We start from the raw sequence: 25,950 nt of genomic DNA on the forward strand, positions 1-25,950 counted from the left end.
GGAGCATGGCATGAATCTGCCTCCGAGAGTCACAGAACGCGCCTTCGAGAGGCTTGCCGAGATCGGCGCCGCCGACAACGGCAAGGCCCTGCGCATCGCCGTTGAAGGCGGAGGGTGTTCAGGCTTTCAGTACGAAATCGCATTGGACGAGCCCAAGGACGATGATCTGGTGCTGGAAGGCAAAGGCCAGAAGGTTGTCGTCGACGAAATTTCTTTGCCGTTCCTGGAAAATGCGACGATTGATTTCACGCAGGAACTGATCGGCGCCCGGTTCGTGATCGACAACCCCAACGCAACCTCTTCCTGCGGGTGCGGCACGTCTTTTTCGATGTGATCAATCGTGGGGGCGTTGCGCCCTTGTCCTCTGAATATCTCTTTGATCTGCAGGAGCGCCCGCTGTCCCGCGATCAGGCCTTACGGCGCGGTTGACCGTTTTTGGCCCCGCGCCAATTGGCCCAGTTCGTCATCGCGTCATCCGTCCCCGTACGCCCCGGTACCCGCGGCAGACCTGACTGACACCTTGTGATGGTCTCCGTTCTGGGCGATAGGTTTCGGCAGAGCTTCGGAGGGACCGGGATGAAAATCGCAACATTCAACATCAACGGCATCAAGGCGCGGGCCGAGGCTCTGCCCCGCTGGTTGGACGAAGCCCAGCCCGATGTGGTCCTGCTTCAGGAAATCAAATCCGTCGACGAAAACTTTCCCCGCGAGATCTTTGAGGAACGCGGCTACAACGTCGAAACCCATGGTCAGAAAAGCTTCAACGGCGTGGCGATACTTTCGAAGTATCCGCTCGAAGACGTCTCGCGCGGGCTGCCCGGGGATGAAGAGGACGAGCAGGCGCGATGGATCGAGGCAACCGTCATCGGCAAGCGGGCGCTGCGGATTTGCGGGCTTTATCTTCCCAACGGGAACCCTGCTCCGGGGCCGAAATTCGACTACAAGCTTGCTTGGATGGAGCGGCTGTACGAGCGCGCCCGTGATCTTCTGGCCACGGAAGAGCCGGCCCTCATGGCCGGGGACTACAACATCATTCCGCAAGCCGAGGACGCGAAACGTCCGGAGGCCTGGCGCGAAGACGCCCTGTTTCGGCCGGAAAGCCGCGCGGCGTTTCGCAAGGTGCTGAACCTTGGCTTCACCGAAGCGTTCCGTGCGCGGACACAAGGCCCGGGCCACTATTCGTTCTGGGATTATCAGGCCGGCGCGTGGAACCGGAATGACGGCATTCGCATTGACCATTTCCTTCTGACACCGCAAGCGGCGGACCTGATGCGCGATTGCCAGATCGACGCCGCAGTGCGCGGACATGAAAAACCGTCCGATCACGTCCCTGTTTGGGTGGACCTCGACATCTGACCCGTCAGGCCGTCGGATCGTAGTCGTAGATCCAGTCGTATCGACGCGTCAGGCGCGGACCGATCAGGGCCAAGGCCGCCTGCGCGGCCAGTCGTGCAGGACCGCGCAAATGAAAGTTCCGCGCGTTGGCACCGGCAGCTGCGACCACCTTGCGCGCGCGGGGTTTCCTCGTGCTTTCATAGGCTTCGAGTGCGCGGCGGACACCCGACTGTTCGTCAAAAGATCGGGCCAGGATCCATGCATCCTCAAGCGCGAGGCACGCCCCTTGAGCCATAAACGGCAATGTGGGATGTGCGGCGTCCCCCAGAAGGGCAACGCGGCCATTCTGCCATTTCTGTGCCACGGGGCGCAGAAACAAAGCCCACAGGCGAACATCCTGCACCTGCGCAAGCGCGGCACCTGCAGGACCGCCGAAATCGGCAAAACGCGCCCGCAGGTCCTCGGGGTCACCGCGCAGGCGCCAGCCTTCTTCCCGCCAGTCGGACCGCTCTTCTACCGCCACGATGTTCAACATGGACTGCTTCCGCAGCGGATAGGTCACGACATGACGCCCGGGGCCCATCGTCAGCGATGCCATGGGCTCGGCTTCGTGGCCGGTCCAGGGCACCGTTGCCCGCCACGCCACCTGATGCGTGAACGCGGGCGCTTCGGTTCCGTTCAGGATGGGCCGGATACCGCTGCGCCCGCCATCCGCTGCAACGGCGAACTCCGCGCGCAGCCGGGTGCCATCCTGCAGCGCAACCTCGGCTTCGGCTGGATGCTTCCGAACATTGGTGACGCGGGCATTCAGCCTGATCGACACCCCTGCGCGCTCGGCCGCCTTTTGCAACACATCCAGAAGGTCAGCGCGATGGAAATACCACGTGGGTCCGGCCGAAGGTGCCGGAAGGCAGCTAACGACGCGGCCCCGCCGATAATCGCGCAGAAGAGTGCCGTGAGAGAGTTGTGCGACCCGACCGGGATCATCCACGACACCCAGCGCACGCAGGACCGCCATGCCGTTGGCGCTGATTTGCAGGCCGGCCCCGACCTCGGTCAAGGCCTCGGCCTGCTCGAGCACGGTCACCCGTGCACCGCGTTGCTGCAAGGCCAGCGCAACGGCCATTCCGCCGAGCCCGCCGCCGATGACACAGATTTGCAAACCGTCGATCTTCATGACACGGGCCTAACGCAAAAAGGCCGGAGCCACAGGCCCCGGCGCATGTCTTTTTTGAAAGAACCCAGCGATCAATCGTCGCGGTGAACTTTTTCGCGACGCTCGTGACGCTCTTGCGCTTCCAGCGTCATGGTCGCGATCGGACGCGCATCCAGACGCTTGAGCGAGATCGGGTCGCCGGTTTTTTCGCAGTAACCGTATTCGCCCTCGTCGATCCGGCGCAGAGCCGCGTCGATCTTGGCAACCAGTTTGCGCTGGCGGTCCCGGGTGCGCAGCTCCAGCGCACGATCGGTTTCCTCGCTGGCGCGGTCTGCAACGTCGGGAATATTACGGGTGCTGTCCTGCAGCCCCTCGATCGTATCCCGGCTGCCTGCCAAAAGTTCGTGTTTCCAGTTCAGCAGCTTGCGGCGGAAATACTCAAGCTGGCGTTCATTCATGAAAGGTTCATCTTCGGCCGGACGATAGTCCTCCGGCAGAAAAACTTCCTGCTTCATATTGGCTCCCTCGGTATGGCCAGAAACGTCTTTTGCGGTCGTGTCGCCTGACATTTGGCACCCCCTTCTGCGCAGCGTTTAACTGACGGGACGGGGAATGTCACTATCCAAACGCAACCCCGACGCGCCGTTATGAGAACCGGTATAAATATGAGACTTTGGACACCACATCGTTGCCATTCTGTGAAAGCGAAACGACCATTTTGCGGCAGAACACCCGCGAGCGGATGATGGAATCGGTGCGATTCGTCCCTCGCGCCCGTCGTTGGCAGCCCGCGACGCTGCGGCCCGGCTTGTCATTCGGCCGCGCCCTAGGTAACCCGGTTCCCGTCTCCTGTTGCTGCGACCATCATACGAGGGCCCCATGACCGCACGTTTCAAAGGCACAGCCGAATACGTTGCCACCGACGACCTGACCATTGCCGTAAACGCAGCCGTCACGCTGGAACGACCGCTGCTGGTCAAGGGTGAACCCGGAACGGGCAAAACCGAACTGGCCAAACAGGTCGCCGGCGCGCTGGGTCTCAGGATGATCGAGTGGAACGTCAAGTCGACCACCCGCGCGCAGCAGGGTCTTTATGAATATGACGCAGTCAGCCGTCTGCGCGACAGCCAGCTGGGCGACGAACGTGTGCATGATGTGTCGAACTATATCCGCAAAGGCAAGCTGTGGCAGGCCTTCGACGCCGATGAAAAGGTCGTGCTGCTGATCGACGAGATCGACAAAGCCGATATCGAGTTCCCCAACGACCTGCTGCAGGAACTCGACAAGATGGAGTTCCACGTCTACGAGACCGGCGAAACGATCCGGGCCAAACACCGCCCCATCGTGATCATCACCTCGAACAATGAAAAGGAACTGCCCGACGCCTTCCTGCGCCGCTGTTTCTTCCACTATATCCGTTTCCCCGACGAAGCCACGATGCGCCGCATCGTCGAAGTGCATCACCCCGGCATCAAAGAGGCGTTGCTGACCACCGCCCTGACCCAGTTCTACGAAATCCGCGAAACGCAGGGGCTAAAGAAAAAACCCTCGACCTCCGAGGTGCTGGACTGGCTCAAGCTGCTCCTGGCCAAGGATCTGGATGCCGAAGACCTGAAGCGCGACGGGGTCAATGCCCTGCCCAAGCTGCACGGCGCCCTGCTGAAGAACGAGCAGGACGTGCATCTGTTCGAACGGCTGGCCTTCATGGCGCGCGCCAAGCGCTGAAGCCCGCCCATTCATGAATACTTGGTGATCACGGCTTGCCTTGCGGCAAGCCTGATGCCAGCATTGCTGCAACAAAGATCAAAGAACACGACACCGAGCACGCTGTAGAGCAGGACCACCCGAATTGACCCAAGCGCCGCGCATTCGTCCCCTCAAGCCCGAAGACCGGCCGAGCTGGGACTTGTTGTGGCGGGCGTATCTTGAATTCTACGAAACGGTATTGCCCGACGAGGTCTACGACAGCACGTTTGCGCGCCTGCTGGGAGATGATCCGCAGGACTTTTCATGCCTAGTGGCCGAGTTGGACGGCGAATTGATCGGGCTGACCCACTTCCTGTTTCACCGCCATGCCTGGAAGATCGAAAACGTCTGCTATCTGCAGGATCTCTATGCCAGCCCGCATGTGCGCGGCACCGGTGTCGGTCGGGCGTTGATCGAGGCCGTCTATGCCGAAGCCGACCGAAAAGGCGCGCTCGATGTCTATTGGCTGACGCAGGAGTTCAACCACACGGCGCGCCAGCTTTATGACCGCGTCGGCCAACTGACGCCTTTCCTCAAGTATCGGCGTCCATGAAACGTCTGGCCGGCATATTTCTTGGCTTTGCCCTTGCCGGATGCAGTTCAGTCGACCGGATTGAGTTGCCCGATGAAATCAAGGTGACCGAGGCCGCGGCACCGGTGTCTCAGGCTTTCGGCACGCCACGTCCTTTCCCGCCGGCCCGGTCAAATACGAACATCGCGGCAGATTTTGTGGACCTGCATTTCTCGCTGGAAAGCGGCACCGCCCTGCCCGTGTTTACGCGGTTCGAGGGTCCGATCACAGTTCGGCTGACGGGCGCCCCTGCCCCCACGATGCAATCCGACCTGACGCGTCTGCTGACCAGACTGCAGCGCGAAGCCCGGATCGACATCCGCCAGGTCAACGATGGGCAGGCCAACATCACGATCGAAGCAGTGACCCAGCGCCAGATCCAGCGGCTGCTGCCGCAAGCCGCATGTTTCGTCGTACCCAACGCGTCCAGCCTCGAGGAATACAACCGCGACAAGCGCAAGACCAAAAGCAGTTGGCGCGCGCTGCGCAGCCGCGAGCGGCTGGCCATCTTCATTCCCAACGATGTCAGTCCCCAGGAAATGCGGGATTGCCTTCACGAAGAACTTGCACAGGCGATCGGGCCTCTGAACGACATGTACCGCCTGCCGGATTCGGTCTTCAACGACGATAATTTCCACACTGTCCTGACCGGGTTCGACATGCTGATCCTGCGCGCGACCTATGCGCCGGAGCTACAGACCGGAATGACCCGGGACCAGGTGGCCCAGGTCATACCCGGGGTCATCGCCCGCCTGAACCCGCGCGGTGCCAACCTGCCCGTCCAGCCAATCTCGGAGACCCCGCGTGAATGGATCGACGCCGTGCAACTGGCGGTCGGCAAGGGCCGGGCCTCGCCGCGGCAAATGCGGGCCATCGACCGCGCGATGCGGATCGGCCGAGAGCAAGGTTGGGCCGATCACCGCCGGGCGTACCCCCATTATCTGAAGGCCCGTTTGGGTGAATTCGACGCCCCCGAGGAAGCGCAGCGCGAATATGCCATCGCTCTGCAATACCTGCGCGCGACCCCCGGAACCGAGCTTCAGCGCGCGCATATCTCGGTTCAGACGGCGGCCTATGCCCTGACCCAAGGGCGCGGCCCCGCAGCCCTGCCGGACCTCGACCGGGCCATCGCGACGATGACGCGGGCCGAAAACGCCTCGATGTTGGCGACGCTGCTGCTGCTGAAGGCCGAGGCCTTGAAGCAGGCCGGCAAACCCGAACAGGCACGCTCCGTCAGGCTGGACAGTCTGGGGTGGGCGCGCTACGGGTTTGGCTCGGAATTGGTGGTCAGCTCGTTGATGCAGGACGTCGCACTGGGGGCCCCATAACATCGCAAAAGGCGGATGACTAACACATGCTAGTGGTTGTGGGAATGGCGGTCCTGGGGGCGGCTCTGGGCGCGCTGACGGCACGAAAACGCAAAGGCAGCGGCGCGGATATCGCCCAGTATGCGGCCGGCTACGGCATTGCATTTGCATTGGCGGGACTGGCCATTTCGCTTGTTCTGGTGCGGGTGATAGGCTGAGCCGATGTTCATCCCCTTTTTCGAAAACCTCAGAAAAGCAGGCATCCCCGTCTCGTTGCGGGAATACCTGACTTTTCTGGAGGGGATGAAAAAGGGGCTGGCCACCTACGACATCGAGGCGTTCTACTACCTCGCCCGTGTCTCGATGGTGAAGGACGAGCGCAACATCGACAAGTTCGATCGCGCCTTTGCCGCCAGCTTCGAAGGGCTGTCCGAGATCACCTTCGATCAGGTGCTCGAGGCCGTGGACATCCCGGCCGAGTGGCTGGCCAAGATGGCCGAGAAGCACCTGTCAGACGAGGAAAAGGCCGAGATCGAAGCGCTTGGCGGTTTCGACAAGCTGATGGAGACGCTGCGCGAGCGGCTGAAGGATCAGCAAGGCCGCCACCAGGGCGGCAACAAGTGGATCGGAACGGCGGGCACCTCGCCCTTCGGCGCTTATGGCTACAATCCCGAGGGCGTGCGCATCGGCCAGAAGGAAAGCCGCCACCAGCGCGCGGTCAAGGTCTGGGATAAGCGCGAGTTCCGCAATCTGGACGACACGGTCGAACTTGGCACCCGCAACATCAAGGTCGCGCTGAAACGCCTGCGCCGCTGGGCCCGTGAGGGCGCCGCCGAAGAACTGGACCTCGACGGCACCATCCGCGCCACGGCCGAGCACGGATACCTGGACGTCAAGACCCGGCCCGAACGGCACAATGCGGTCAAGGTGCTGCTGTTTCTCGATGTGGGCGGCTCGATGGACCCGCATATCAAGGTGGTCGAGGAGTTGTTCTCGGCCGCGCGGTCCGAGTTCAAGCACCTGGAATATTTCTATTTCCACAACTGCCTGTACGAAGGCGTCTGGCGCGACAATCGCCGCCGGTGGGATGCGCAGACCCCCACGCATGAGGTGCTGCGGACCTACGGCCCCGACTACAAGTGCATCTTCGTGGGTGATGCGTCGATGTCGCCTTACGAGATCGCCTATCCCGGCGGCGCCAACGAGCACTGGAACGCCGAGGCCGGGCAGGTCTGGCTGCAGCGCGCGCGCGAACAGTGGACGTCGAACCTGTGGATCAACCCGGTGCCCGAGAAATACTGGGAATACACCCATTCCATCGGCATGATCCGCGAGATCTTCGAAGACCGGATGGTGCCGATGACGCTGGCCGGGCTGGAACGCGGCATGCGCGAGCTGACGCGATAGCGCCAGCCCGGCTTTGCTTTTATCCGGCGATTGCCTGAATTCCCAAGAACAGCAGACCTGACAGCAGGGCCGCCGCGGGCACGGTGATCACCCAGGCCGCGATGATCGTCAGGAAATGCGACCGGCGCACCAGCTTGCGGCGGCGGCGCTCTTCGGGGGCCAGCACCGGGCGTTCCGGCACAGCGCCGCGCGCCTTGATCAGGCGCCGCTCGGCGTCCCATTCCCGGAAGAACCCGACACCGAACACTGCGCCCACGGCGATGTGGGTCGAACTGACCGGCAGGCCAAGCCAGCTGGCCACGATCACGGTGATCGCCGCCGACAGCGCCACACAATAGGCGCGCATCGGGTTCAGCTTGGTGATCTGGCTGCCGACCACCCGGATCAGCTTGGGCCCGAACAAGAACAGACCGAACGAAATGCCGAAGGCACCGATGATCATGACCCAGGGCGGAATGTTCACCGCATGGGTGAAATCACCCACCGCCGAAGCCTGAACGATGGCGGCCAGAGGTCCGACGGCATTTGCCACGTCATTGGCCCCATGCGCAAAGCTGAGCAGCGCCGCCGAAATGATCAGCGGGATGCCGAACAGGATCTTCAGCGACTTGTTGCGGTTCTCCAGCCCTTCGGCCTGACGGCGAATGACAGGAATCGTCACCATCCAGATCAGCACTCCGCTGACCAGACCGATCACCAGGGCCGTCTGCAGGTTGATCTTGAACAGATGTTTCAGGCCTTTCAGCGCAAGGTACGAGGCAAACGCCCCGGCCATGATGCCGACCAGAACTGGAACCCATTTGCGCGCAGCGGCGATCTTGTCGTCCTGGTAGATGATCCGCGCCTTGATGAACCACAGGAATCCGGCGGCGATGATGCCGCCCAGAAGCGGCGAGATGACCCAGCTTGCAGCGATCTGGCTCATCTTGACCCAGCTGACCGCGCCGAACCCCGCCGCCGCGATCCCTGCCCCCATGACGCCCCCCACGACCGAATGCGTGGTCGAGACCGGAGCGCCAACCCAGGTGGCCAGGTTGATCCAAAGCGCAGCAGACAACAGCGCGGCCATCATGGCCCAGATGAAGACGGTTGCCGTTCCCATGCTTTCGGTATTGATGATGCCCTTGGCGATGGTCGAGACTACATCTCCACCCGCGATCAGGGCGCCGGCGCTTTCGAAAACTGCGGCAATCGCGATGGCGCCGCCCATGGTCAGGGTGTTCGCGCCCACCGCCGGGGCCATGTTGTTGGCCACATCGTTCGCCCCGATGTTGAGCGCCATGTAGGCTCCGAACATGGCCGCAATCACGACGATCATCGTGTTGCTGGCCTGTCCGAACAACAAAGCAGCCGTGATCCCGGCGATCACGATGAACACGAAGGCGATGCCCGATCCGACGAACGGCCGCCCGACCTGCGCCGTTGCAACCTCGAGGCGGGAAAACCGCCGCAGGTCACGATCCAGTGTTTCAAGGTGCCGGGCTTCTAAATCATTGTTGGCCATTTGTCCCTCTTGCATAGCGCGCGCTCGCACAGCGTGCGCCGTGCCCTAGAAGGCTTTTGCCTTCATTTCAACCTTTGAAGTATGGAAACTGCGATCTGACGCCGCGCGATTTCCGTCTCACGAAGTGCCCCAAGTCGCCCATGTTGCCCGAAAGTGATGAGGAACGACTTGCCCCCGCATCCCGATCCGCCCATATCTGAGATATGTTGCGTCTGACCCCAATTCTGCTGGCGATCGCCTATGCCATTGTGATGTATCGGATTTCCGTCTGGCGCACGCATCGCGAGCTGGACGCGAAGTCGACCGAGCTGGCCGATCCCGAATTGAAACGCATGACCGACCGCCTGGCCGCCGCTTTGGATGTGGCGCGCGTGCCGGTCTATATCTATGAAATCGACCCGGTGAACGGGCTGGCCGCGCCGGACGGGCGCATCTTCATCACCCGTGGCTTCTATCGCAAGTTCCGCAACGGCGAGGTTTCGGCCGAGGAGATGGCCAGCGTCATCGCGCACGAGCTGGGGCATGTTGCGCTGGGCCACGCCCGGCGGCGGATGATCGATTTTTCCGGTCAGAACGCGATGCGGGCGGCGCTGATGATGCTGCTAAACCGGTTCATTCCCTTCATCGGCGCGTGGATCGCAAATGCGCTGACCGCGCTGCTGGCCTCGCGCCTGTCGCGGGCGGACGAGTACGAGGCGGACGAATACGCAGCCGCCCTGCTGACCAAGGCCGGAATCGGGATCGCGCCGCAGAAATCCCTGTTTCACAAGCTAGAGGATCTCACCCAGCAGCGGGCGGGCGTGGTGCCGGCCTGGCTGATGAGCCATCCCAAGACGGACGAGCGGATCGCCGCGCTGGAGGCCCTTGAGCAGCGCTGGGAGCGTGGCTGAGGGTCAGGGAGCGAGAGGCCACCCTCTCGCGATATTTGGAGCCAGGGGAAGAGGTCAGGCCGCCAAAGCCTTGCCGAGACGCGGCAGGCGGGCCTTTTTCATCAATGCGCGCAGGGTCCAGCTGTCGCCCGACAGACGGTTGGCTTCGGTCAGGACCGATTGAGCCATCTCTTCGACACTGCTCGGGTCACTCTGCCAGATGCCGTGAAGGAAGCTGTCGGGGTCGATACGCGCAAGGCCCTCTTCCGCCAGAATATTCCTTGGAAAGTCTTTGGCATTCACGGTGATGATCGTGTCGGCCGATGCGGCGACGGCGGTGGCCAGCACATGCGTATCGGCCGGATCGGGAAGCCAGAGGCGCTGTTCGAGACCGGGCGCCTCGGGGCGTTCCGCCTGCGGCCAGTGTGCCTGCACCAACGCGATTTCGGCCCGGGCCTGCGCCTCGCCCTCGGGGCCAAGTTTGCGGGCGGCGCGGGCCCATTCCTCGAGGATGCGAGCCGACCAGAGCGGGGTGAAATGGCCCCGCGCCGCCACGCCCAGCAGCATCTCGCGCATCACCGTCGGGTAGATGACGCAGGTGTCGAGAACCGCCTTCACAGCCGGTAGAACACGGATTTCAGATAACCGCTCTCGGCCAGCTGCGGCAGTTGCGGATGGTCGGGGCCGGCAAAGCCGGTGTGGATCATCTGCGCCTGACGCCCGGCCCGGCCGATGCCGCGGGCGCAGGCCTCGCGGAAACGGGTCAGGTCGGCGGCGTGCGAGCAGGAACACAGGCCCAGATAACCGCCCGGTTTGACAAGCGGCGCGGCCAGGCGGGCGATCCGTTCATAGGCCCGCAATCCGGCATCCAGCGCCTGTTTCGACGGCGCAAAGGCCGGCGGATCGCAGATGACCACGTCGAACTGCGCGCCTTCCTCGCCCAGTTGCGTCAGCACGTCGAAGGCATCGCCCTGTCGGGTTTCAAAGCGGTCGCCAAAACCCGAAGCAACGGCGCCTTGCTCGGCCAGAGACAACGCGGCGGCCGAGCCATCGACCGACAGCGCGTGGTCGGCGCCACCGGCCAGCATGGCCAGGCCAAACCCGCCCACATGGCTGAACACGTCCAGCACATGCGCGCCGGGGCCCGCCAGCCGGGCGGCGAAGGCGTGGTTGGGGCGCTGGTCGTAAAACAGGCCGGTTTTCTGGCCCCCGGTCAGGTCGGCCATGTAGGTTGCGCCGTTCATCGGAACCGGCAACGGGGCATCGGGCGCAGTGCCGCGCAGGGTCTGGTTCACGTCATCCAGACCTTCCAGCCCGCGGGTGCGGCCCGAGGCGTTCTTGAGCACGGTCGTCACCCCCGTCACCGAGACCAGCGCGGCGGTCAGAAGGTCCAGATGCGCCTCGGCCCAGGCGGCGTTGGGCTGGATCACGCAGGCATCGCCAAAGCGGTCGATGATGACACCGGGAAAACCGTCGGCCTCGGCATGGACCAGCCGGTAGAAGGGCGCATCGAACAGCCGTTCGCGCAGGTCGAGCGCGCGGCGCAGGCGGGTTTCGAACCACCCGGCGTCCAGCTGTGCCGACAGGTCACGATCCAACACCCGGCACATGATCTTGGAATCCGGGTTCACTGCAACCAACGCGATCGGGGCGCGTTTGTCATCCTCTAGCACGGCCAGCGCACCAGGCGCGATCTTGCGGGTGCGCCGGTCGGTAACGATGTCATTGGCATAGACCCAAGGAAAGCCGTGGCGCAGACCGCGCGCATTGGCTTTGGGTTTCAAACGGATTCTGGGGCGGTCGGGCATGTCGGCATGGGTCATGGCGCCCTCATAGTCGCGATTGCGCGGGCAGAAAAGCCCCTCTGGCTATCCGTCAGCGTTGGCGCGCCCGCCAGCCGCCGCGCCGGCGCGGAGCCTGCGCGGTGTCCAGCCCTTCGCGCAGAACCTGTGTCATGGGATGGTCGGCATCCTGTGCGGTATAGACAGCATGCAACTCGGTAAGCGCCTGCTTCTGGTCGCGCCCGTCCGGCAGGCTGAGCGCCCAGTCCAAAAAGATGCTGCGACATTCCGGCCGCGTGATTCCGTCGATGCGATAGGCCTCGCGGATCAGGCCCTTGGGGTCGTTCGGGTCATCACTGCGCGCCATCCGCACTCTCCTCGATCACCGCGCCGATCACTTCGGCTGCGGCAGCATAGCTGTCCTGCAAGGCGGACTGTAACTGCTCGACCTGCTCGAACCCGGTCGCCCGGCACAGAAAGGCCGTGCCCCCCTGCCCGATCTTGTCGGCCTCGATCACCTTGCCAGACAGTAGCCGCGCCGCGCATTGCACCGACCAGCATAGGTCATATGCGTCCTTCAACACCTGCGCCTGAGCGACATCCAAAAGGCCCGCAGCGACCGCTCCGTCCAGGCCCGAGTCGATGTCGCGCTGTGGCGCTCCGGACAACAGTGCGCCGGTTTCGGCCATCAGCTCGATATCCAGCAGACGGCCGGGGCCGTTCTTGACATCCCAGACACCGGCGGGAGATTTCGCGGCCGCGAGGCGTGCGCGCATGTCGGACACTTCGCGCAGGGCTTGATCCTTGTCGCGCGGGCGAGACAGGAACTGCGTTCGGAAAGCTTCGAAATCGTCTGCCAGATCCGTGTTGCCTGCAACTGCGCGCGCGCGGGTCAAGGCCAGATGCTCCCAAACCCAGGCTTCCTCTTGTTGGTAATGAGTGAAGCTGGCCCAGCTTGTGGCGACTGGCCCCTGATTGCCGGACGGCCGCAGTCGCATGTCGACCTCGTACAACCGTCCTTGCGCCATCGGCGCCGACAGGGCGGTAATCAGCGCCTGTGTAAAGCGCGCATAGTATGTGCGCGTGGCCAGTGGCTTGGGGCCGTCGGACATGTCCACCGCTTGCGGGTCGTAGATCATGATCATGTCCAGGTCGGATTGCGAGTTCAGCCGAGCGGCCCCCAATGACCCCATTCCCAGCACCACAGCGCCGCGCCCAGGGGGGGAGCCGTGCTTCTGCGAAAACTGCCGCTCTACGCAGGGTAAGATCGCGGCGATGACAACCTGCGCGAGGTCCGCGTATTGCCGCCCGGCCTGCAACCCGTCGATCAGACCGCGCAGGTGGTGCACACCGATACGGAAATGCCATTCCTTGCACCAGCGCCGCGCCAGATCCAGCTGCGTTTCATAGTCCGACTCAGCCGCCAGCGCGTGGGACAGTTCAGCCTGCAAGGCGGACTGACCGGGCCAATCGGCAAAGAAGCTGCCACCGATCACCGCGTCGAACACCTGCGCATTGCGCGACAGGTGCGCGGCCAGTGCATGCGAGGTTCCGACGATGTCGACCAGCAGGTCGATCAGATGCGGGTTGGCTTCGAACAGCGAAAACAGCTGCACACCAGCGGGCAATCCGGCCAGAAACCCATCCAGCGCCAGCAGCGCCTCGTCGGGACGGGCGGTCTTGGCCAGCCGGGCCAGCAATTCGGGTTTGAGCCGCTCGAAAATGCGCGCGCCCCGTTGCGAACGCAGCGCGGGATAGGTTGTCCACCGGGCCAGAACGCCGGCGTCGAACTCGACCGGGGGCGCTGCGGTCGGCGCGGGGCCGGCGCCGGGCGCGAAAAAGCCCTCGGTCAGCTCGTGCACCTCGGTCAGGCGGCGGGTCAGATCGGCTGTCAGGTCGGCGCTGGTGGTGCCCATCAGGCAGGCGATGCGCTCGACCCCGTCGGGCGATTGCGGCACCTTGTGGGTCTGCGCGTCATGCACCATCTGGATGCGGTGCTCGACCTCGCGATGGGCGCGGTAATGGTCGGTCAGCTTGTCGGACACGTCCCGCGGCACCCAGTCCTTGGCCGCCAGCGCGGCCAGTCCCGGAACCGTGCCGCGCACCCGCAGGTCGGGGTCACGGCCCCCGGCGATCAATTGTCGCGTCTGGGTAAAGAACTCGATTTCGCGAATGCCGCCCTGCCCCAGCTTCATGTCATGGCCGGGGATCGTCAGAGCCCCACCGGTGCCCTTGTTCTCGCGTATGCGCAGGCGCATGTCGTGAGCGTCCTGGATGGCGGCGAAATCCAGATGGCGGCGCCAGACAAAGGGCCGCAGGGTCTCCAGAAACTGCTGCCCGGCGGCGATGTCACCGGCGCAAGGGCGGGCCTTGATATAGGCTGCACGCTCCCATGTGCGGCCCAGGCTTTCGTAATAGCGCTCGGCCGCCTCGGTCGCCATGCAGACGGGGGTGACCGCAGGATCGGGGCGCAGGCGCAGATCGGTGCGGAACACGTACCCATCTGCCGTCTTGTCGCTGAGCGTGGCGCAGAAATTGCGCGTGGCCCGCACCATGCCCTGCCGCGCCTCATAGAAATCGTCGGGATCGTACCGGGTTTCGTCGAACAGCACGATCAGGTCGATATCCGAGCTGTAGTTCAGTTCGTGCGCACCCATCTTGCCCATCGCCAGGATCACCATCCCGGCGGCGGTTTCGACGTCGTCTTCGGTCATGCCGGGCAGCTTCTTGCGCCGGATCAGCGCCGCGATCTCGGCCTTGGCCGCGATGTCCACGGCAAGCGCCGCGAAGTCGGTCAGTGCCGTCGTGACCTGCTCGAGGTTCCAAGCTCCGGAAAGGTCGGCCAGGGCCGTCAGCAAGGCAAGCCGATGCTTTGCCTGCCTCAGACCCGGTTTCAACTGGTCAGGAGCCAACGCGCGCGCGTCGTCCATGATCTGCCCAAGAGCGTGCTGCGGCCGATCCAGCGCCGGGGCCAGCCAATTGCGCTCACGGTCGATCAAGCTCTTGAGGTACGGGCTGCTGCCTGCGGCACCAGCCACCAGTTCGGACTGACCAGCGGTCAGATCCGGCACTGCGGCGCAGGCTTCTCGCCCCAATTCGGGGTCGTAGGGACGCGGGACGCGGCGGATGGTAAGATTGTCGGTCATGGGCGAATTCCGGTCAGGTAACGTCGACTGGAGTGTCCTGGCTGAAGGTATTGATCCAGCCATCATCCCGGCGTTCCCACAACGATGAGATCAGCATCGCCTCGCGCGCGGACGCACCCGGCCGCTGATAGTCCGCCCGGTAGGACAACAGGACGATATCCGATATCAAAACGCGCAGTTGCGCCGCGCTCAACTCATATGACTCCATGGTCGGGCTGTCTGCGAACTGACCCACATGATCGTCACGATTGGCGAAACCGGATGGGTATACGCCCAGAAAATCGGCGCTCAGCAACGCCCGGTCCGCCTGCGCATCACCCTCGACCAAAGCGGTCCAGACCTGTTGCTCCAGGTTCAGGATTTCTTCAAGCGTCGGGGCGGGCTTGTCGTTGTGCGTGTTCATGCCCGCACGTTGCGCAGGATCGGAACTGCCGTCAACCGGGGCACTTAATGTAAATCTTTTTCACATCACCCCTTGCATCCGGGCCGGGCCACCCCATCTAGATCAATGTGAACACAATTTACATCAACCTGGAGAGCCCAAATGACCGCATTGTCCGAACACGCCGTCCCCCGCAACCCGGGATGGTTGCACCGTGCAGAGGCCTGGCTAGACGACAAGGGCAAAGGCGCCTGGATCGCTGCCATGGTCCTTGGTTTCATCTTCTTCTGGCCCGTTGGCCTGGCCCTTCTGGCCTATATGATCTGGAGCAAACGCATGTTCAGCAAATCCTGCAGCCGCCGCCATTCCTGGCACAGTCACATGAGCGCGATGAAGCCCTCGGGCAACAGCGCATTCGACGCCTACAAGGCCGACACGCTGGCCCGCCTGGAACGGGAACAACAGGATTTCGAAGCCTTCCTGCACCGCCTGCGCGAAGCCAAGGACAAGGCCGAGTTCGACCAGTTCATGAACGAACGCGCTCAGGAGAATACGGCGGACGACAAGGACGAAACCGCCTGATACCCTACCGCCCTGCCCCCTCTCTGTGGGACAGGGCAAACCTCAACAACCGACCGGAAATTCCTTCATGTCTCATCTGCCCGACCCGGATCGTCAGCCGGACTTCTACAAATCCGTGGCGATCAAACGTTTCTTCGCGTGGCTGTTTGATATCGCCTTCATTTCGCTGCTGTGCACGGTTGCCATTCTGCTGACCTTCGGCATGGGCCTGTTCGTCATCGCGCTGATCTATGCGGTCGTCAGTTTCATCTACCGTGTCGTCACCATCGCAAACGGGTCTGCCACGCTGGGCATGCGCTTTATGGGAATCGAGCTGCGCGACGCATTTGGCGAACGCATGGATACCGGCAAGGCCGTCGCGCATACAGCCGGTTACTTTGTCAGCATGGCGTTTCCGATCCTGCAGATCATCTCGGTCATCATGATGCTGACCAGTGCCCGCAACCAGGGCCTGACCGATGCCTTCCTCGGCACCGTAATGCTGAACCAGCGCGCCTGACACGGCCCGTTTCTGGGACTTGGCGACCCCAGAAACGGTTGCTATCATCGGCCCCGAGGAAACACGGGGCCTTCATGCGACACACGCTGCCGATTGCGCCGCAGTTCTATGTGACTGCACCACAGCCCTGCCCTTATCTCGAGGGCAGGATCGAGCGTAAGCTGTTCACCGCCCTGCAGGGCGAAGGCGCGGATCAGCTGAACAACTCTCTGTCGCAGCAGGGTTTTCGCCGGTCTCAAAACGTTCTGTACCGGCCCTCTTGCACCGATTGTGCGGCCTGCCTGTCGGCCCGGATCGACGTCTCGGCCTTTTCTCCGACCAAAAGCCAGAAACGCGCGGCGCGGCGCAATGCGCACCTTCAGCGACGCGCGACCTCACCTTGGGCCACCGACGACCAGTACGAGCTGTTTCGGCGGTACCTGGACACACGGCACGCTGATGGCGGCATGGCAGATATGGACGTGTTCGAATTCGCCGCGATGATCGAAGAGACCCCGATCCGCAGCCGCGTCGTTGAATACGCCGACCCCAAAACCGGAAACCTGATCGCCGTCAGCCTGACCGATGTTCTGGATGACGGGTTGAGCATGGTCTATTCGTTCTATGACCCGAACCAGCCGCAAAGCTCGCTGGGAACCTATATGATCCTCGATCATATCGACATCGCGCGCGAGGCCGGGCTGCCATATGTATATCTGGGCTATTGGGTCCCCGGCAGCCCCAAGATGGGCTACAAGGTGAAATTCGCCGGGCTCGAGGTCTATGTGAAAGGCGGGTGGCAGCGTGTGGACGACCCGGAGGCATTCACCGACTCAACGCATCACCCACTTTCGACTGCTCCGATTGCCGAGCAGGTCGCGAATATCCAACTTCCCGATCGCCACCCTACCAAAGGTTGAATTCTGATGCAGCAAGGTTTGCACGCCGTCACCCTGGTGGTGCCGGACTATGATGACGCGATCGCGTTCTACACCAAGACGCTTCGGTTCCGGCTGACCCAGGACATCGATCTTGGCGAAGGCAAACGATGGGTTTTGGTTACGCCCCCTGGCAGCGATGGGGCTGCTCTGCTGTTGGCCAAGGCTGACGGAGACAGCCAACGGGCCGCAATCGGTAATCAGACCGGAGGTCGTGTCGGGTTTTTCCTCAGAACCGATGATTTCGCCCGCGATCACGCAGACATGCTGGCCAACGGGGTCCGGTTCGAGGAAGAGCCCCGCCATGAACCCTATGGCATCGTTGCCGTCTGGCAGGATCCGTTCGGGAACCGTTGGGACCTGATCCAGTTCACCTGACAACCGGCGTCAGCCGGGACCAACGCAAAGGGGGCCTCGCGGCCCCCTTTTCACTTTGATAACGCCATCACCGATCAGTTCGGGATCAGGTCCGGCACGATCGTCACGATCGACGGGAAGAACCACAGGATTCCGATGCCAACCACCTGGATCAGCACGAAGGGGATGATCCCGCGGTAGATATGGCCCGTCGTCACTTCTTTCGGCGCCACGCCGCGCAGATAGAACAGCGCAAAGCCAAATGGCGGCGTCAGGAACGAGGTCTGCAGGTTCACCGCCACCATGATCGTCACCCATTTCGGGTCGAACGACCCGCCATAGATCACCGGACCCACGATCGGGATCACGATGTAGATGATCTCGAGGAAGTCCAGCACGAAGCCCAGGATGAACAGCACCAGCATCACGATCAGGAAGACCGTGAACTCGTTGTCAAAGCTCTTGAGGAACTGCTGGATATAGTGTTCCCCGCCGAACGAGATCACCACCAGGTTCAGCAGCTGCGATCCGATCAGGATGGTGAAGACCATCGAGGTCACCTTGGCGGTTTCCCGCACCACCGGTGTCAGAACACCGCTGGCATACAGCACCCAGCAGGCGAACAGCAGGCCGAACAGCGCATAGAGGTAGGTTGCATAGGCCAGGATGAACGCAATCCAGGTCTCGACGCTTACATCGCCTTGGTTCACGCGGAGGTCAAAGTTGACACCCAGCAGAAGGCAGATGATGACAGCGAAGGTGGACCAGATGATCACTTTGCCCGACCGTCCCTGATCCTGCAGTTTGCGATAGGCCGCCAGCATGATGGCCCCGCCTGCCCCCAGCGCTGCTGCCGGAGTCGGGTTGGTCACACCACCCAGGATCGATCCAAGTACCGCGATGATCAGAACCAGCGGCGGGAATACCACGCGGATCAGATCATTGGTCGCACAGCGCGCCGCCGCTTCCTTGCAGCCATACATGGCAAGCCCGAAAGGCAGCGCCAGCAGCAGGAAGGTGGCCCCCGACGAGGTGGTCGGCGCAATCAGCAGCACATCGACCAGCAGCATCAGGATCAGCCCGATTGCACCCACGATCAGCGGCTGCGGCGATCGCGAGGGCGCGATGCCGCGACCCAGAACCAGCGTCAGCCCCAGCAGCACGACCATGACCGCAACACCGGTGCCGATCGGGGCGGCAGCCGCAATCTTGGCTTCACGGGCCGAGGCCAGTTCTTCCTCGCTCAGCCGTTGCGCTTCGGTTGCGCCGCCGGCGGCATCGATGGCTTCCTGCTCGGCCACGGCCTTGTCCCAGGCCGCCTGACCATGCAGGTCTATCATCGAGGCCTTGCACTCCTCGGATACGTTGGTGCGCAACGAGGCCGCCTCACCGATGTCCGAGAAGCCGGAAACCGTGATGTTCTGGCTTCCGATGACACCGGCGCTGCCCAGCAGAACCGCGCCCACGATCAGTGCGACCGGGGCACCCAGCAGCCAGGTCAGGCCTTCCGAGCGGGTGATGGTCTCGCCGCTGCCCCCTGACAGTTCGACCGCAGGTGCCTTGTGCGGGTTGAGCAGCGCGTAGCCAAAGGCATAAAGCGCATAGAGCAGCGCCAGCATGATCCCCGGCAGCAGCGCCGCCTGGAACAGCGTCCCCACCGAAACCACGGCAGGCTCGCCCAGATAGGTCAGCGCGTCGGTACATCCAGCTTCGACTGCGCGGGTCTCCTGCGCCGTCGAATACAGGTCACCCGCCAGCGTGCCCAGCAGAACAATCACGATCGAGGGCGGAATGATCTGCCCCAGCGTGCCCGAGGCCGCGATCACGCCCGTCGCCAGCTCTGGCGAGTAGTTGTTGCGCAGCATGGTCGGCAGGGCCAGCAGGCCCATCGTCACCACGGTCGCGCCCACAATACCGGTCGAGGCCGCAAGGAATGCCCCCACAACCACGATCGACACCGCCAGACCGCCCGGCAGCGGGCCAAAGACGCGCGCCATTGTGGTCAGCAGGTCGTTGGCGATTTTCGAGCGTTCCAGCGTGATGCCCATCAGCACGAACATCAGCACCGCCAGCAGAGTCTCGATCGACTGACCGGCCAGAACTCGTTCGTTGATACGGTTCACGATGAAGGACACGTTGCGGTCCAACGCGGTTTCCCAACCCTGAACAAAGACCGGCTCGGCGATCCTTGGCAGGTCCGGGTATCGGAACACGGATATCACATCGGGTTTCACACCCGAATTTACGATGTCCCGATAGGCTTGCGAGCTTGTGTCGATCGCCTGGTGGATCAGCAACCCGGCGCTGTCCAGCGCGGCGATGATCCCGAAAGAGATGATGCCGGCCCCGCCGATGGCAAACGCCACCGGAAAGCCGCTGAGAATCCCGCCAAACAGGCAGAGGAATACGATAATGAGGCCTATCTCGACGCCATCAAGTCCGAATAGCATTGTCTTGGTCTCCGTCCTTAATGTGTGCCTTCGTAGGCTTCTTCGCCCTCGCCAAGGCTGTCCTTGTCGAGGTATTTTCCAGCGCTTTCCGGGCCTTCGACATATTCGAGATAGGACCGGTAGAAGAACGCGATCGCGTGCAGGAACACCATCGCGGCAAAGGCCACAAGCAGGATCTTGAACAGGAAGTAGGCATTGAAACCGTTGGGGCTGAAGCCGATGGTTTCTACGTTCCAGCGCAGCGCGCGGGATTTCATCACCAGCCGGTCCAGCGTGTCGCTGGCCGAGGGCTTCGGCACGATCAGGTGACGCCACATGAAGTACCAGCCATACATCCAGGTCAGCACGGCGATGGGCATCATGAAAAGGATCGAGCCCAGCATGTCGACCACACGCTTGGCCCGGTGTGAAATGCCGGCATAAACGAGGTCCACGCGGACGTGGCCGCCCTGCACGAAGGTGTAGGTGCAGCACAGGCAGACGACGAGCGCGTTGTACAGCTTCAACTCTTCGGCATACCAGCTGATATCCATCTGGAACGGGATACCCAGACCAAACGCCATGTCAGGCCGCGCGAATACGCGCTGCATGAATACGATGACGATTTGCTGGATCACCATCAGCAGGCCCGCCCAGGCAAAGAAACGCCCGGTCGTGTTAGCGAACCCTTCCAAAACGCGCACCATGCCCCACATGAAGCCGCGGAAGTAAAGCCCGATCGCGGTCAACACGAGGAAGATCGTGAAGACCACGAAAAAGAACTCGACCGACCCGCCGTAGTAGACAAAGCGCATGATTGCTTCTTTGTCCGACCAGTTCAGCCACAGCTGCGGATGCGTGATGGCGTATCCGAAATTATAGAAGGCTTCGGCGATGCTCTGAACGAACCAGACCAGTCCGTTCCACAGGGCGCCGAAGAACGAGATACCGTTTTCGTCCTGCATAATGTCCCCAGGTCCCGTTGGTTGCGACGCTGATTATAGCGGAAAACCGTGCGATCCGCGCATCTGCAACAGGAAAGGTTTCCCCGCACGTGGCGGGGAAACCGTTTGATTGCCAGACGGCCAGTTAGCCCAGAACGCGGTCGCGCTGAGCGGTGTAGACGCCCGAAGACATGTTCAGCCACGACGACGAGGCTTTCATCGATGCCATCGCGCTGTCGTGGATCTTCTTGAACAGCTCGTCGCTCATGTTCTCGGCCAGAACTTCCTGGCTGGCTTGTCCGAAGGCATCCCAGACACTGTCGGGGAATTCCATGACCTTTACGCCACCGGCCTGCAGACGCTGCAGCGCCGCGCCGTTGTTGGCCAGGAACTGTGCCAGGTTCCACTGGTGCGCTTCGCCGGCAGCGATCTCGATGATCTTCTGGTGCGCCGGCGAGAGGCTTTCGAACACGTCGCGGTTGGTGGCCAGCGACAGGCCTGCGCCCGGCTCGTGGAAACCGGCGGTGTAGTAGATCTTGGTGATCTCCTGGAAACCGGCCTTTTCGTCTGCCCAGGGACCGATCCACTCGGTGCCGTCGATGGCACCCGAGGACAGTGCCTGGTACACTTCCGAACCCGGAATGTTCTGAACCGATGCGCCCAGTTTGCCCAGAGCCTTGCCGCCCAGACCCGGCATACGGAACTTCAGGCCGTTGAAGTCTTCGGGGCTGTTGATCTCTTTCGAGTACCAGCCGCCGGCCTGCGCACCGGTGTTGCCTGCCAGGAACGATTTCAGGCCGAAGATCTGGCCCAGTTCGTCATGCAGCTCCATGCCGCCATCGAAATAGTACCAGTTCACCAGTTCCTGCGCGGTCATTCCGAACGGAACGGCGGTGAAGAACGCATAGCCCGGGTGCTGACCGACAAAGTAATAGTCAGCGGCGTGATACATGTCAGCCTGACCCGACGAGACCGCGTCGAACACTTCGAACGCGCCCACCAGCTCGCCCGCGGCCTTGATGTCAACGGTCAGGTTGCCGTCGGACATTGCGGTGATGCTGTCGGCGCAACGCTGCGCGCTGTCGAACACGCCAGCCAGACCGCGGCCCCACGAGGTAACCATGGTCAGCGTGCGCTTGCCCTGCGCATAGGCAGGTGCCGCCAGTGCGGTTGCCGCTGCGGCCGAGCCGCCCAGTGCCGACGTCTTTAGAAACTTACGACGATCCATAAGAGTATTCCTCCCCTTCATAGTCACGACTCGGGCAGCGCCCGAGCCAGTCGTTTACGGTAGCGTCACCCTAATGATGGCCGGTTGAAAAGGAATACCTATTACTACGTAGATCAGATGGTTTTTTCTGCAGAACGCGCAATTCCCGGGCTCATTTCTACCCGCAAACCGCGAGTTCCGGGCGTTCCGAGCGCCGGAATGCCCAATCTCTTTGCAATTTCACCCCCGCTTGCGTATCGATTCGACCATGGGGAAATTCCGCGCTCTGCTTTCACTGACCTATGCTCAGAAGCTGTCGCTGGTTGCGGCCATTCCGCTCGTGGTGGCCGTGGCCGCAATCGCGGTTATGGTTGCCTATGAATCCCGCGCGACGGCTGAACGCGAGATCAAGGCGTTGGAGCGTCGGCTGATCGAGGCCAAGAAGGAAGAGCTGCGCAACTACGTGACACAGGCCCGAAACGGGTTCGCATACATCTACGGACGCGCGTCTCCGGATGACGAGGTGGCCCAGAATCTGGTGACCCAGATCCTGTCGGCGATGATCTACGGAAAGGACGGGTTCTTCTTCGTATACGATTATGACGGCAACAACCTTGTCAGCCCGCGCCAGACCGAGTTCATCAATCAGAACTGGGAGGGCCTGACGGACAGCGAGGGTGTTCCGGTGGTCGACGAGTTCATCCGCCTGGCCCGGCAGGGTGCCGGATGGCACAGTTTCATGTGGCAGAAGCCCTCGACCGGGGAAGAGGCGATGATGATCGCCTATGTCGTCGGCCTGCAGGATTGGCGTTGGGCCGTGGGAACCGGTGTATTCATCGACGACATCGTGGCCACCGTTGCAAATGCCCGCGCCGAAGTCGAAGCGCGCGTACAACGCACGTTCCTGTATATAGGCGGTATCGTTCTGGCGGCGGTTCTGATCGTCTTCGCCTCGGGGATGCTGTTGAACATCCGCGAACGCCGGCTTGCGGATGCCAAGCTGAAGGAACTGACCAAGCGGGTCATCGACGCGCAGGAGGAAGAGCGCGGCCGCGTGGCGCGTGAACTGCATGACGGGATCAGCCAGATCCTGGTCGGGGTGCGCTATGCACTGGACAATGCCCGGCGGCGCCTGTCCAAGGGCGATCATGACGGCGCACGTGCGCCGCTGGACAAGGGCATCGACAACCTGGGCACCGCGATTACCGAAGTGCGTCGCATCAGTCGCGACCTGCGGCCCGGCGTATTGGATGACTTGGGCCTTGGCCCGGCCCTGAAGGCGCTGACCGATGATTTCCGCGAACGGACCGGGATCGAGACCGAGTTCTCGACCGTCGTGTTCCGCAATCGTCTGGACCAGGACAGCAAGATCGCCCTCTACCGTATCGCGCAAGAGGCGCTGACGAATATCGAACGCCATTCTGGCGCAACCCGCGTCACGATCGACCTGCGCGGCCACAAGAAGGGCGCGACCATGCGCATCACCGACAACGGCCGTGGCCTTCGGTCACGACCGGGCCGGGTCAGCACCGGGATCGGGCTGCGCAACATGCAAGAGCGCATAGAACAGCTTGACGGATCCCTGCGTATCCTGTCATCACGCGGCGCACAAAGTGGTACAGTGATCGAAGTCAGCCTGCCGCTGAGCCACCTGTTGCCGCCGCAGGAAGACGCGACACCCAAAGGAAAGGCCGGTTCCTGATGACCGAAACGATCCGAGTCCTTATCGTCGACGATCACCCCATGGTCGCCGAGGGCATCCAGTCGATCCTCGAGAGTTTTGACGACATCAAGGTCGTCGGGACGTTGGGCAATGGCCGTGACGCGGTGGATCAGGCCGCGCGCCTGCAGCCCGATGTCATCCTGATGGATCTGAACATGCCGGGGCTCGGGGGGCTCAGCGCCACGGAGCTGATCCTCGAACGGCTGCCCGACACCCGCATTCTCATTCTGTCGATGCATGACAGCCCGGAATACATCTCGACCGCATTGAGCCACGGGGCCAAGGGCTATGTTCTCAAGGATGTGCCTACGGACGAAATCAAGCAGGCCATAGACGCGGTCATGCGTGGAGAGCGCTATCTGTGCACCGGGGCGATCGGATCGCTGGAACCGAAAGAGGATGCGGCGCGCGAAGCACTCACCGGACGCGAGCAGACGATCCTTCTGGAATTGGCGCAGGGCAAGTCGAACAAGGAAGTCGCGCTGGCGCTGGATATTTCGGTTCGCACGGTCGAAACCCATCGCAAAAACATCAAGCGCAAGCTGGGCATCTCATCGACTGCCGGCCTGACCCGATACGCGCTGGAACATGGCGTTCTGCAAGGAACCGGCGTGGCCTTCTGACGGCCGCGCCATCAGCGCAGCTTCCGCGCTTCAAGGGATTCCTTCGCCGAAAAAGATCAGCGTGCCGTCCTCATCCAGAACGTGAAACTCTCGCTGTTGATATGGCTGATCAAATGGCGCACGAACCCGCCCTTCGGGCAGGTCTTCGAGTTTGGGACGCAGGCTTTCGTACAAGTCGTCTATATCCTCGACATCAATATAGAAGGATTGCTCGTGGCCCAGCGGCAGGCCATCCGCGCGCGGCGGGCATTCCAGCAGGCGAATTGCAACCGGGCCAAGCTTGAGAAAAGCATAGTTGTCTTGCGTGAACCCACACGCGAAACCCAGACGATCGCAGTAGAATGCAATTTGTCGGCTCAGCGAGGAACACAGGACAAAAGGGGTTAGCTGAAGAATACGTGGCACCTTGCACTCCCTGGCAGGATCTGACTGCTCCACCCTAGCACGGGTCAGTCCAGAAGCTCATCGTTTCGCACCCCCTCCCTGTCGCGATGACACGGCAGCACACGGCCGTAGAGCTGTCGAGTACGCTCGACCCCGCCACACATTCCTTCGGCCTCGACAAAGGAGAATATCCCCACGTAGCGCGGCCGTGCACCCGACACTGGCGCCACGCGATGCAAGGAATAGCGCCCCCGAAAGATCTGCAGATCACCGGGATTGAGCTCCAACTGGCGTACCATTCCCATATTGCCGTCTAGAACCGAGGCCACCTTGTCAAAGTTCTCCTCCTCAGCGGTGCGCAGGTTCGGCGCGTATTCAAAGGCGCCGCCTTGCTCGCCATTCTGGATCGCCAGAGTAACCGTGTAGTTGTTCGTGTCGAAATGCCACGGAAAGCCCTGCCCCTCTTCGACCACGTTGATGATCACATCCGCCAATGGATCATCGTAGCGAAAGAACCGATCCGCGGGTTCATTCAGCGCTTCGCGGATGAAGGGCAGAAATCCTTCGAACTCGTAGATTCTGCGCAGGGGACCGGTAGACGGGAAATTGTCGGCCGGAACAAAGGCGTTCGACCGGTCATAGAACCGACGGATCGGGTGGGCGATACCAAAGCGGGGATCGTCCTTGGTGAAATAGGCGTTGGTCCGGTTGAAACTGCGATGCGCGCTCGGCGCGACGGCTTCGGCTTCGGTCAGCAACTGACCCAACCCGTCTTCGTGGACAAATCCGGGTAAAACTGCGCAACCATCTTTGTCGAGGTCACGACGAATGTCATCGATCAACCGATCATAGGCCGCCGAATTCGGACGATCTATCGGATAGCGCCCGAGGTCCACCAGATCCATCAGCATGCCGTCCTCCCTGACTTGTTCGCAGCCCCAGCCTGACCCAGCCCGGCCCCCGCATCATGCCCGTTTCAGACATCGCTCTGACGCATTCTGACCTCGACCACAGCTCGGAACTCGGCAAAACTCGGCCAGTATTTCCGGAAATTTCCCCACATGCGGCAATCTGCGCAACA

General features: G+C 62.2%; 27 protein-coding genes. 14 read left to right on the forward strand and 13 right to left on the reverse strand.

All coding sequences use genetic code 11. The features are described 5' to 3' along the window. Positions 1–10 precede the first annotated feature (10 nt). Both AC2FML_RS04065 and xth read left to right on the forward strand, forming a co-directional pair. Positions 11–334 (forward strand): HesB/IscA family protein, encoded by a 324-nt coding sequence (locus AC2FML_RS04065; RefSeq protein ID WP_093962326.1) that lies wholly within the window; start codon positions 11–13, stop codon positions 332–334. 242 nt (positions 335–576) lie between these two features. Then, positions 577–1,356: an exodeoxyribonuclease III gene (gene xth / locus AC2FML_RS04070; RefSeq protein WP_170338208.1), complete on the forward strand. Its 780-nt coding sequence runs from the start codon at positions 577–579 to the stop codon at positions 1,354–1,356. A gap of 4 nt (positions 1,357–1,360) precedes the next feature. Here xth and AC2FML_RS04075 read toward each other — a convergent pair whose 3' ends face one another. Beyond that, positions 1,361–2,512: an FAD-dependent monooxygenase gene (locus AC2FML_RS04075; RefSeq protein WP_496782104.1), complete on the reverse strand. Its 1,152-nt coding sequence runs from the start codon at positions 2,510–2,512 to the stop codon at positions 1,361–1,363. Between the two features lie 71 nt (positions 2,513–2,583). Further along, positions 2,584–3,006, reverse strand: coding sequence for an RNA polymerase-binding protein DksA (gene dksA / locus AC2FML_RS04080; RefSeq protein ID WP_170358872.1), 423 nt, complete (start codon positions 3,004–3,006; stop codon positions 2,584–2,586). 364 nt (positions 3,007–3,370) lie between these two features. Here dksA and AC2FML_RS04085 point away from each other — a divergent pair, with 364 nt between their 5' ends. The 5 genes from AC2FML_RS04085 to AC2FML_RS04105 all read left to right on the forward strand — a co-directional run bounded on the left by AC2FML_RS04085 (position 3,371) and on the right by AC2FML_RS04105 (position 7,522). After that, positions 3,371–4,216, forward strand: a complete 846-nt coding sequence (locus AC2FML_RS04085) for an AAA family ATPase (RefSeq protein ID WP_496782106.1) — start codon at positions 3,371–3,373, stop codon at positions 4,214–4,216. Between the two features lie 124 nt (positions 4,217–4,340). Continuing rightward, a complete protein-coding gene (locus tag AC2FML_RS04090; RefSeq protein ID WP_496782108.1) occupies positions 4,341–4,790 on the forward strand; it encodes a GNAT family N-acetyltransferase in 450 nt (149 codons plus the stop codon). Beyond that, positions 4,787–6,136, forward strand: a complete 1,350-nt coding sequence (locus AC2FML_RS04095; protein ID WP_496782110.1) for a DUF2927 domain-containing protein — start codon at positions 4,787–4,789, stop codon at positions 6,134–6,136. Before AC2FML_RS04090 ends, AC2FML_RS04095 begins: the two co-directional genes overlap by 4 nt. A gap of 26 nt (positions 6,137–6,162) precedes the next feature. After that, a complete protein-coding gene (locus AC2FML_RS04100) occupies positions 6,163–6,333 on the forward strand; it encodes a hypothetical protein (RefSeq protein WP_170338198.1) in 171 nt (56 codons plus the stop codon). 4 nt (positions 6,334–6,337) lie between these two features. Next, the gene (locus AC2FML_RS04105; protein WP_170432190.1) at positions 6,338–7,522 is read left to right on the forward strand and encodes a vWA domain-containing protein; all 1,185 of its coding nucleotides are present in this window, start codon (positions 6,338–6,340) and stop codon (positions 7,520–7,522) included. A gap of 19 nt (positions 7,523–7,541) precedes the next feature. Here AC2FML_RS04105 and AC2FML_RS04110 read toward each other — a convergent pair whose 3' ends face one another. Beyond that, a complete protein-coding gene (locus tag AC2FML_RS04110; RefSeq protein WP_170358865.1) occupies positions 7,542–9,026 on the reverse strand; it encodes an inorganic phosphate transporter in 1,485 nt (494 codons plus the stop codon). A gap of 203 nt (positions 9,027–9,229) precedes the next feature. Between AC2FML_RS04110 and AC2FML_RS04115 the strand changes: the two genes are divergently transcribed. Further along, positions 9,230–9,916 carry a M48 family metallopeptidase gene (locus AC2FML_RS04115; RefSeq protein WP_496782112.1) on the forward strand — a complete coding sequence of 229 codons (687 nt, stop codon included), beginning with the start codon at positions 9,230–9,232 and terminating at the stop codon, positions 9,914–9,916. 54 nt (positions 9,917–9,970) lie between these two features. On the opposite strand, the gene AC2FML_RS04120 is transcribed toward AC2FML_RS04115, so the two are convergent. The 5 genes from AC2FML_RS04120 to AC2FML_RS04140 are packed head-to-tail and all read right to left on the reverse strand — an operon-like array spanning position 9,971 to position 15,225. Next, entirely contained in the window at positions 9,971–10,513 is a 543-nt protein-coding gene (locus AC2FML_RS04120; protein ID WP_496782114.1) for an RSP_2648 family PIN domain-containing protein, read from the reverse strand. Next, positions 10,510–11,718, reverse strand: a complete 1,209-nt coding sequence (locus tag AC2FML_RS04125) for an RSP_2647 family RNA methyltransferase (RefSeq protein WP_496782116.1) — start codon at positions 11,716–11,718, stop codon at positions 10,510–10,512. The genes AC2FML_RS04120 and AC2FML_RS04125 overlap by 4 nt, the downstream gene beginning before the upstream one ends. Before the next feature lie 52 nt (positions 11,719–11,770). Beyond that, complete coding sequence (locus AC2FML_RS04130) at positions 11,771–12,043, reverse strand: hypothetical protein (RefSeq protein ID WP_496782118.1); 273 nt, start codon at positions 12,041–12,043, stop codon at positions 11,771–11,773. After that, positions 12,030–14,822: a bifunctional [glutamate--ammonia ligase]-adenylyl-L-tyrosine phosphorylase/[glutamate--ammonia-ligase] adenylyltransferase gene (gene glnE, locus AC2FML_RS04135; RefSeq protein WP_496782120.1), complete on the reverse strand. Its 2,793-nt coding sequence runs from the start codon at positions 14,820–14,822 to the stop codon at positions 12,030–12,032. Before glnE ends, AC2FML_RS04130 begins: the two co-directional genes overlap by 14 nt. 13 nt (positions 14,823–14,835) lie before the next feature. Then, positions 14,836–15,225 (reverse strand): DUF4440 domain-containing protein, encoded by a 390-nt coding sequence (locus AC2FML_RS04140; protein ID WP_496782122.1) that lies wholly within the window; start codon positions 15,223–15,225, stop codon positions 14,836–14,838. Positions 15,226–15,366: 141 nt separating this feature from the next. On the opposite strand from AC2FML_RS04140, the gene AC2FML_RS04145 reads away from it, so the two are divergent. From AC2FML_RS04145 to AC2FML_RS04160, 4 genes are all read left to right on the forward strand, one after another. Next, positions 15,367–15,786 carry a DUF2852 domain-containing protein gene (locus AC2FML_RS04145; RefSeq protein WP_170338185.1) on the forward strand — a complete coding sequence of 140 codons (420 nt, stop codon included), beginning with the start codon at positions 15,367–15,369 and terminating at the stop codon, positions 15,784–15,786. 67 nt (positions 15,787–15,853) lie between these two features. Beyond that, positions 15,854–16,285 carry an RDD family protein gene (locus AC2FML_RS04150; RefSeq protein ID WP_093962341.1) on the forward strand — a complete coding sequence of 144 codons (432 nt, stop codon included), beginning with the start codon at positions 15,854–15,856 and terminating at the stop codon, positions 16,283–16,285. 74 nt (positions 16,286–16,359) lie between these two features. Continuing rightward, positions 16,360–17,184: an arginyltransferase gene (locus AC2FML_RS04155; protein ID WP_093962342.1), complete on the forward strand. Its 825-nt coding sequence runs from the start codon at positions 16,360–16,362 to the stop codon at positions 17,182–17,184. Between the two features lie 6 nt (positions 17,185–17,190). Continuing rightward, positions 17,191–17,580, forward strand: coding sequence for a VOC family protein (locus tag AC2FML_RS04160; RefSeq protein ID WP_170338689.1), 390 nt, complete (start codon positions 17,191–17,193; stop codon positions 17,578–17,580). Between the two features lie 74 nt (positions 17,581–17,654). Here the strand turns inward: AC2FML_RS04160 and AC2FML_RS04165 are convergent, their stop codons facing one another. The 3 genes from AC2FML_RS04165 to AC2FML_RS04175 all read right to left on the reverse strand — a co-directional run bounded on the left by AC2FML_RS04165 (position 17,655) and on the right by AC2FML_RS04175 (position 22,160). Beyond that, positions 17,655–20,009 (reverse strand): TRAP transporter large permease, encoded by a 2,355-nt coding sequence (locus AC2FML_RS04165; protein ID WP_170358851.1) that lies wholly within the window; start codon positions 20,007–20,009, stop codon positions 17,655–17,657. Positions 20,010–20,026: 17 nt separating this feature from the next. Further along, complete coding sequence (locus AC2FML_RS04170; RefSeq protein ID WP_170338177.1) at positions 20,027–20,953, reverse strand: TRAP transporter small permease subunit; 927 nt, start codon at positions 20,951–20,953, stop codon at positions 20,027–20,029. A gap of 124 nt (positions 20,954–21,077) precedes the next feature. Then, complete coding sequence (locus AC2FML_RS04175) at positions 21,078–22,160, reverse strand: TRAP transporter substrate-binding protein (RefSeq protein WP_170338175.1); 1,083 nt, start codon at positions 22,158–22,160, stop codon at positions 21,078–21,080. Positions 22,161–22,407: 247 nt separating this feature from the next. On the opposite strand from AC2FML_RS04175, the gene AC2FML_RS04180 reads away from it, so the two are divergent. Beyond that, complete coding sequence (locus tag AC2FML_RS04180) at positions 22,408–23,841, forward strand: cache domain-containing protein (protein ID WP_170418374.1); 1,434 nt, start codon at positions 22,408–22,410, stop codon at positions 23,839–23,841. After that, entirely contained in the window at positions 23,841–24,485 is a 645-nt protein-coding gene (locus AC2FML_RS04185; RefSeq protein ID WP_170338171.1) for a response regulator transcription factor, read from the forward strand. The genes AC2FML_RS04180 and AC2FML_RS04185 overlap by 1 nt, the downstream gene beginning before the upstream one ends. 30 nt (positions 24,486–24,515) lie before the next feature. Here the strand turns inward: AC2FML_RS04185 and AC2FML_RS04190 are convergent, their stop codons facing one another. Beyond that, on the reverse strand, positions 24,516–24,890 hold the full coding sequence (locus AC2FML_RS04190) for a bleomycin resistance protein (RefSeq protein WP_496782125.1): 375 nt from the start codon (positions 24,888–24,890) through the stop codon (positions 24,516–24,518). 44 nt (positions 24,891–24,934) lie between these two features. After that, entirely contained in the window at positions 24,935–25,780 is an 846-nt protein-coding gene (locus AC2FML_RS04195; protein ID WP_170358840.1) for a HalD/BesD family halogenase, read from the reverse strand. Positions 25,781–25,950 lie beyond the last annotated feature (170 nt).

It is taken from the genome of Ruegeria sp. BHSC029, from assembly GCF_059613085.1.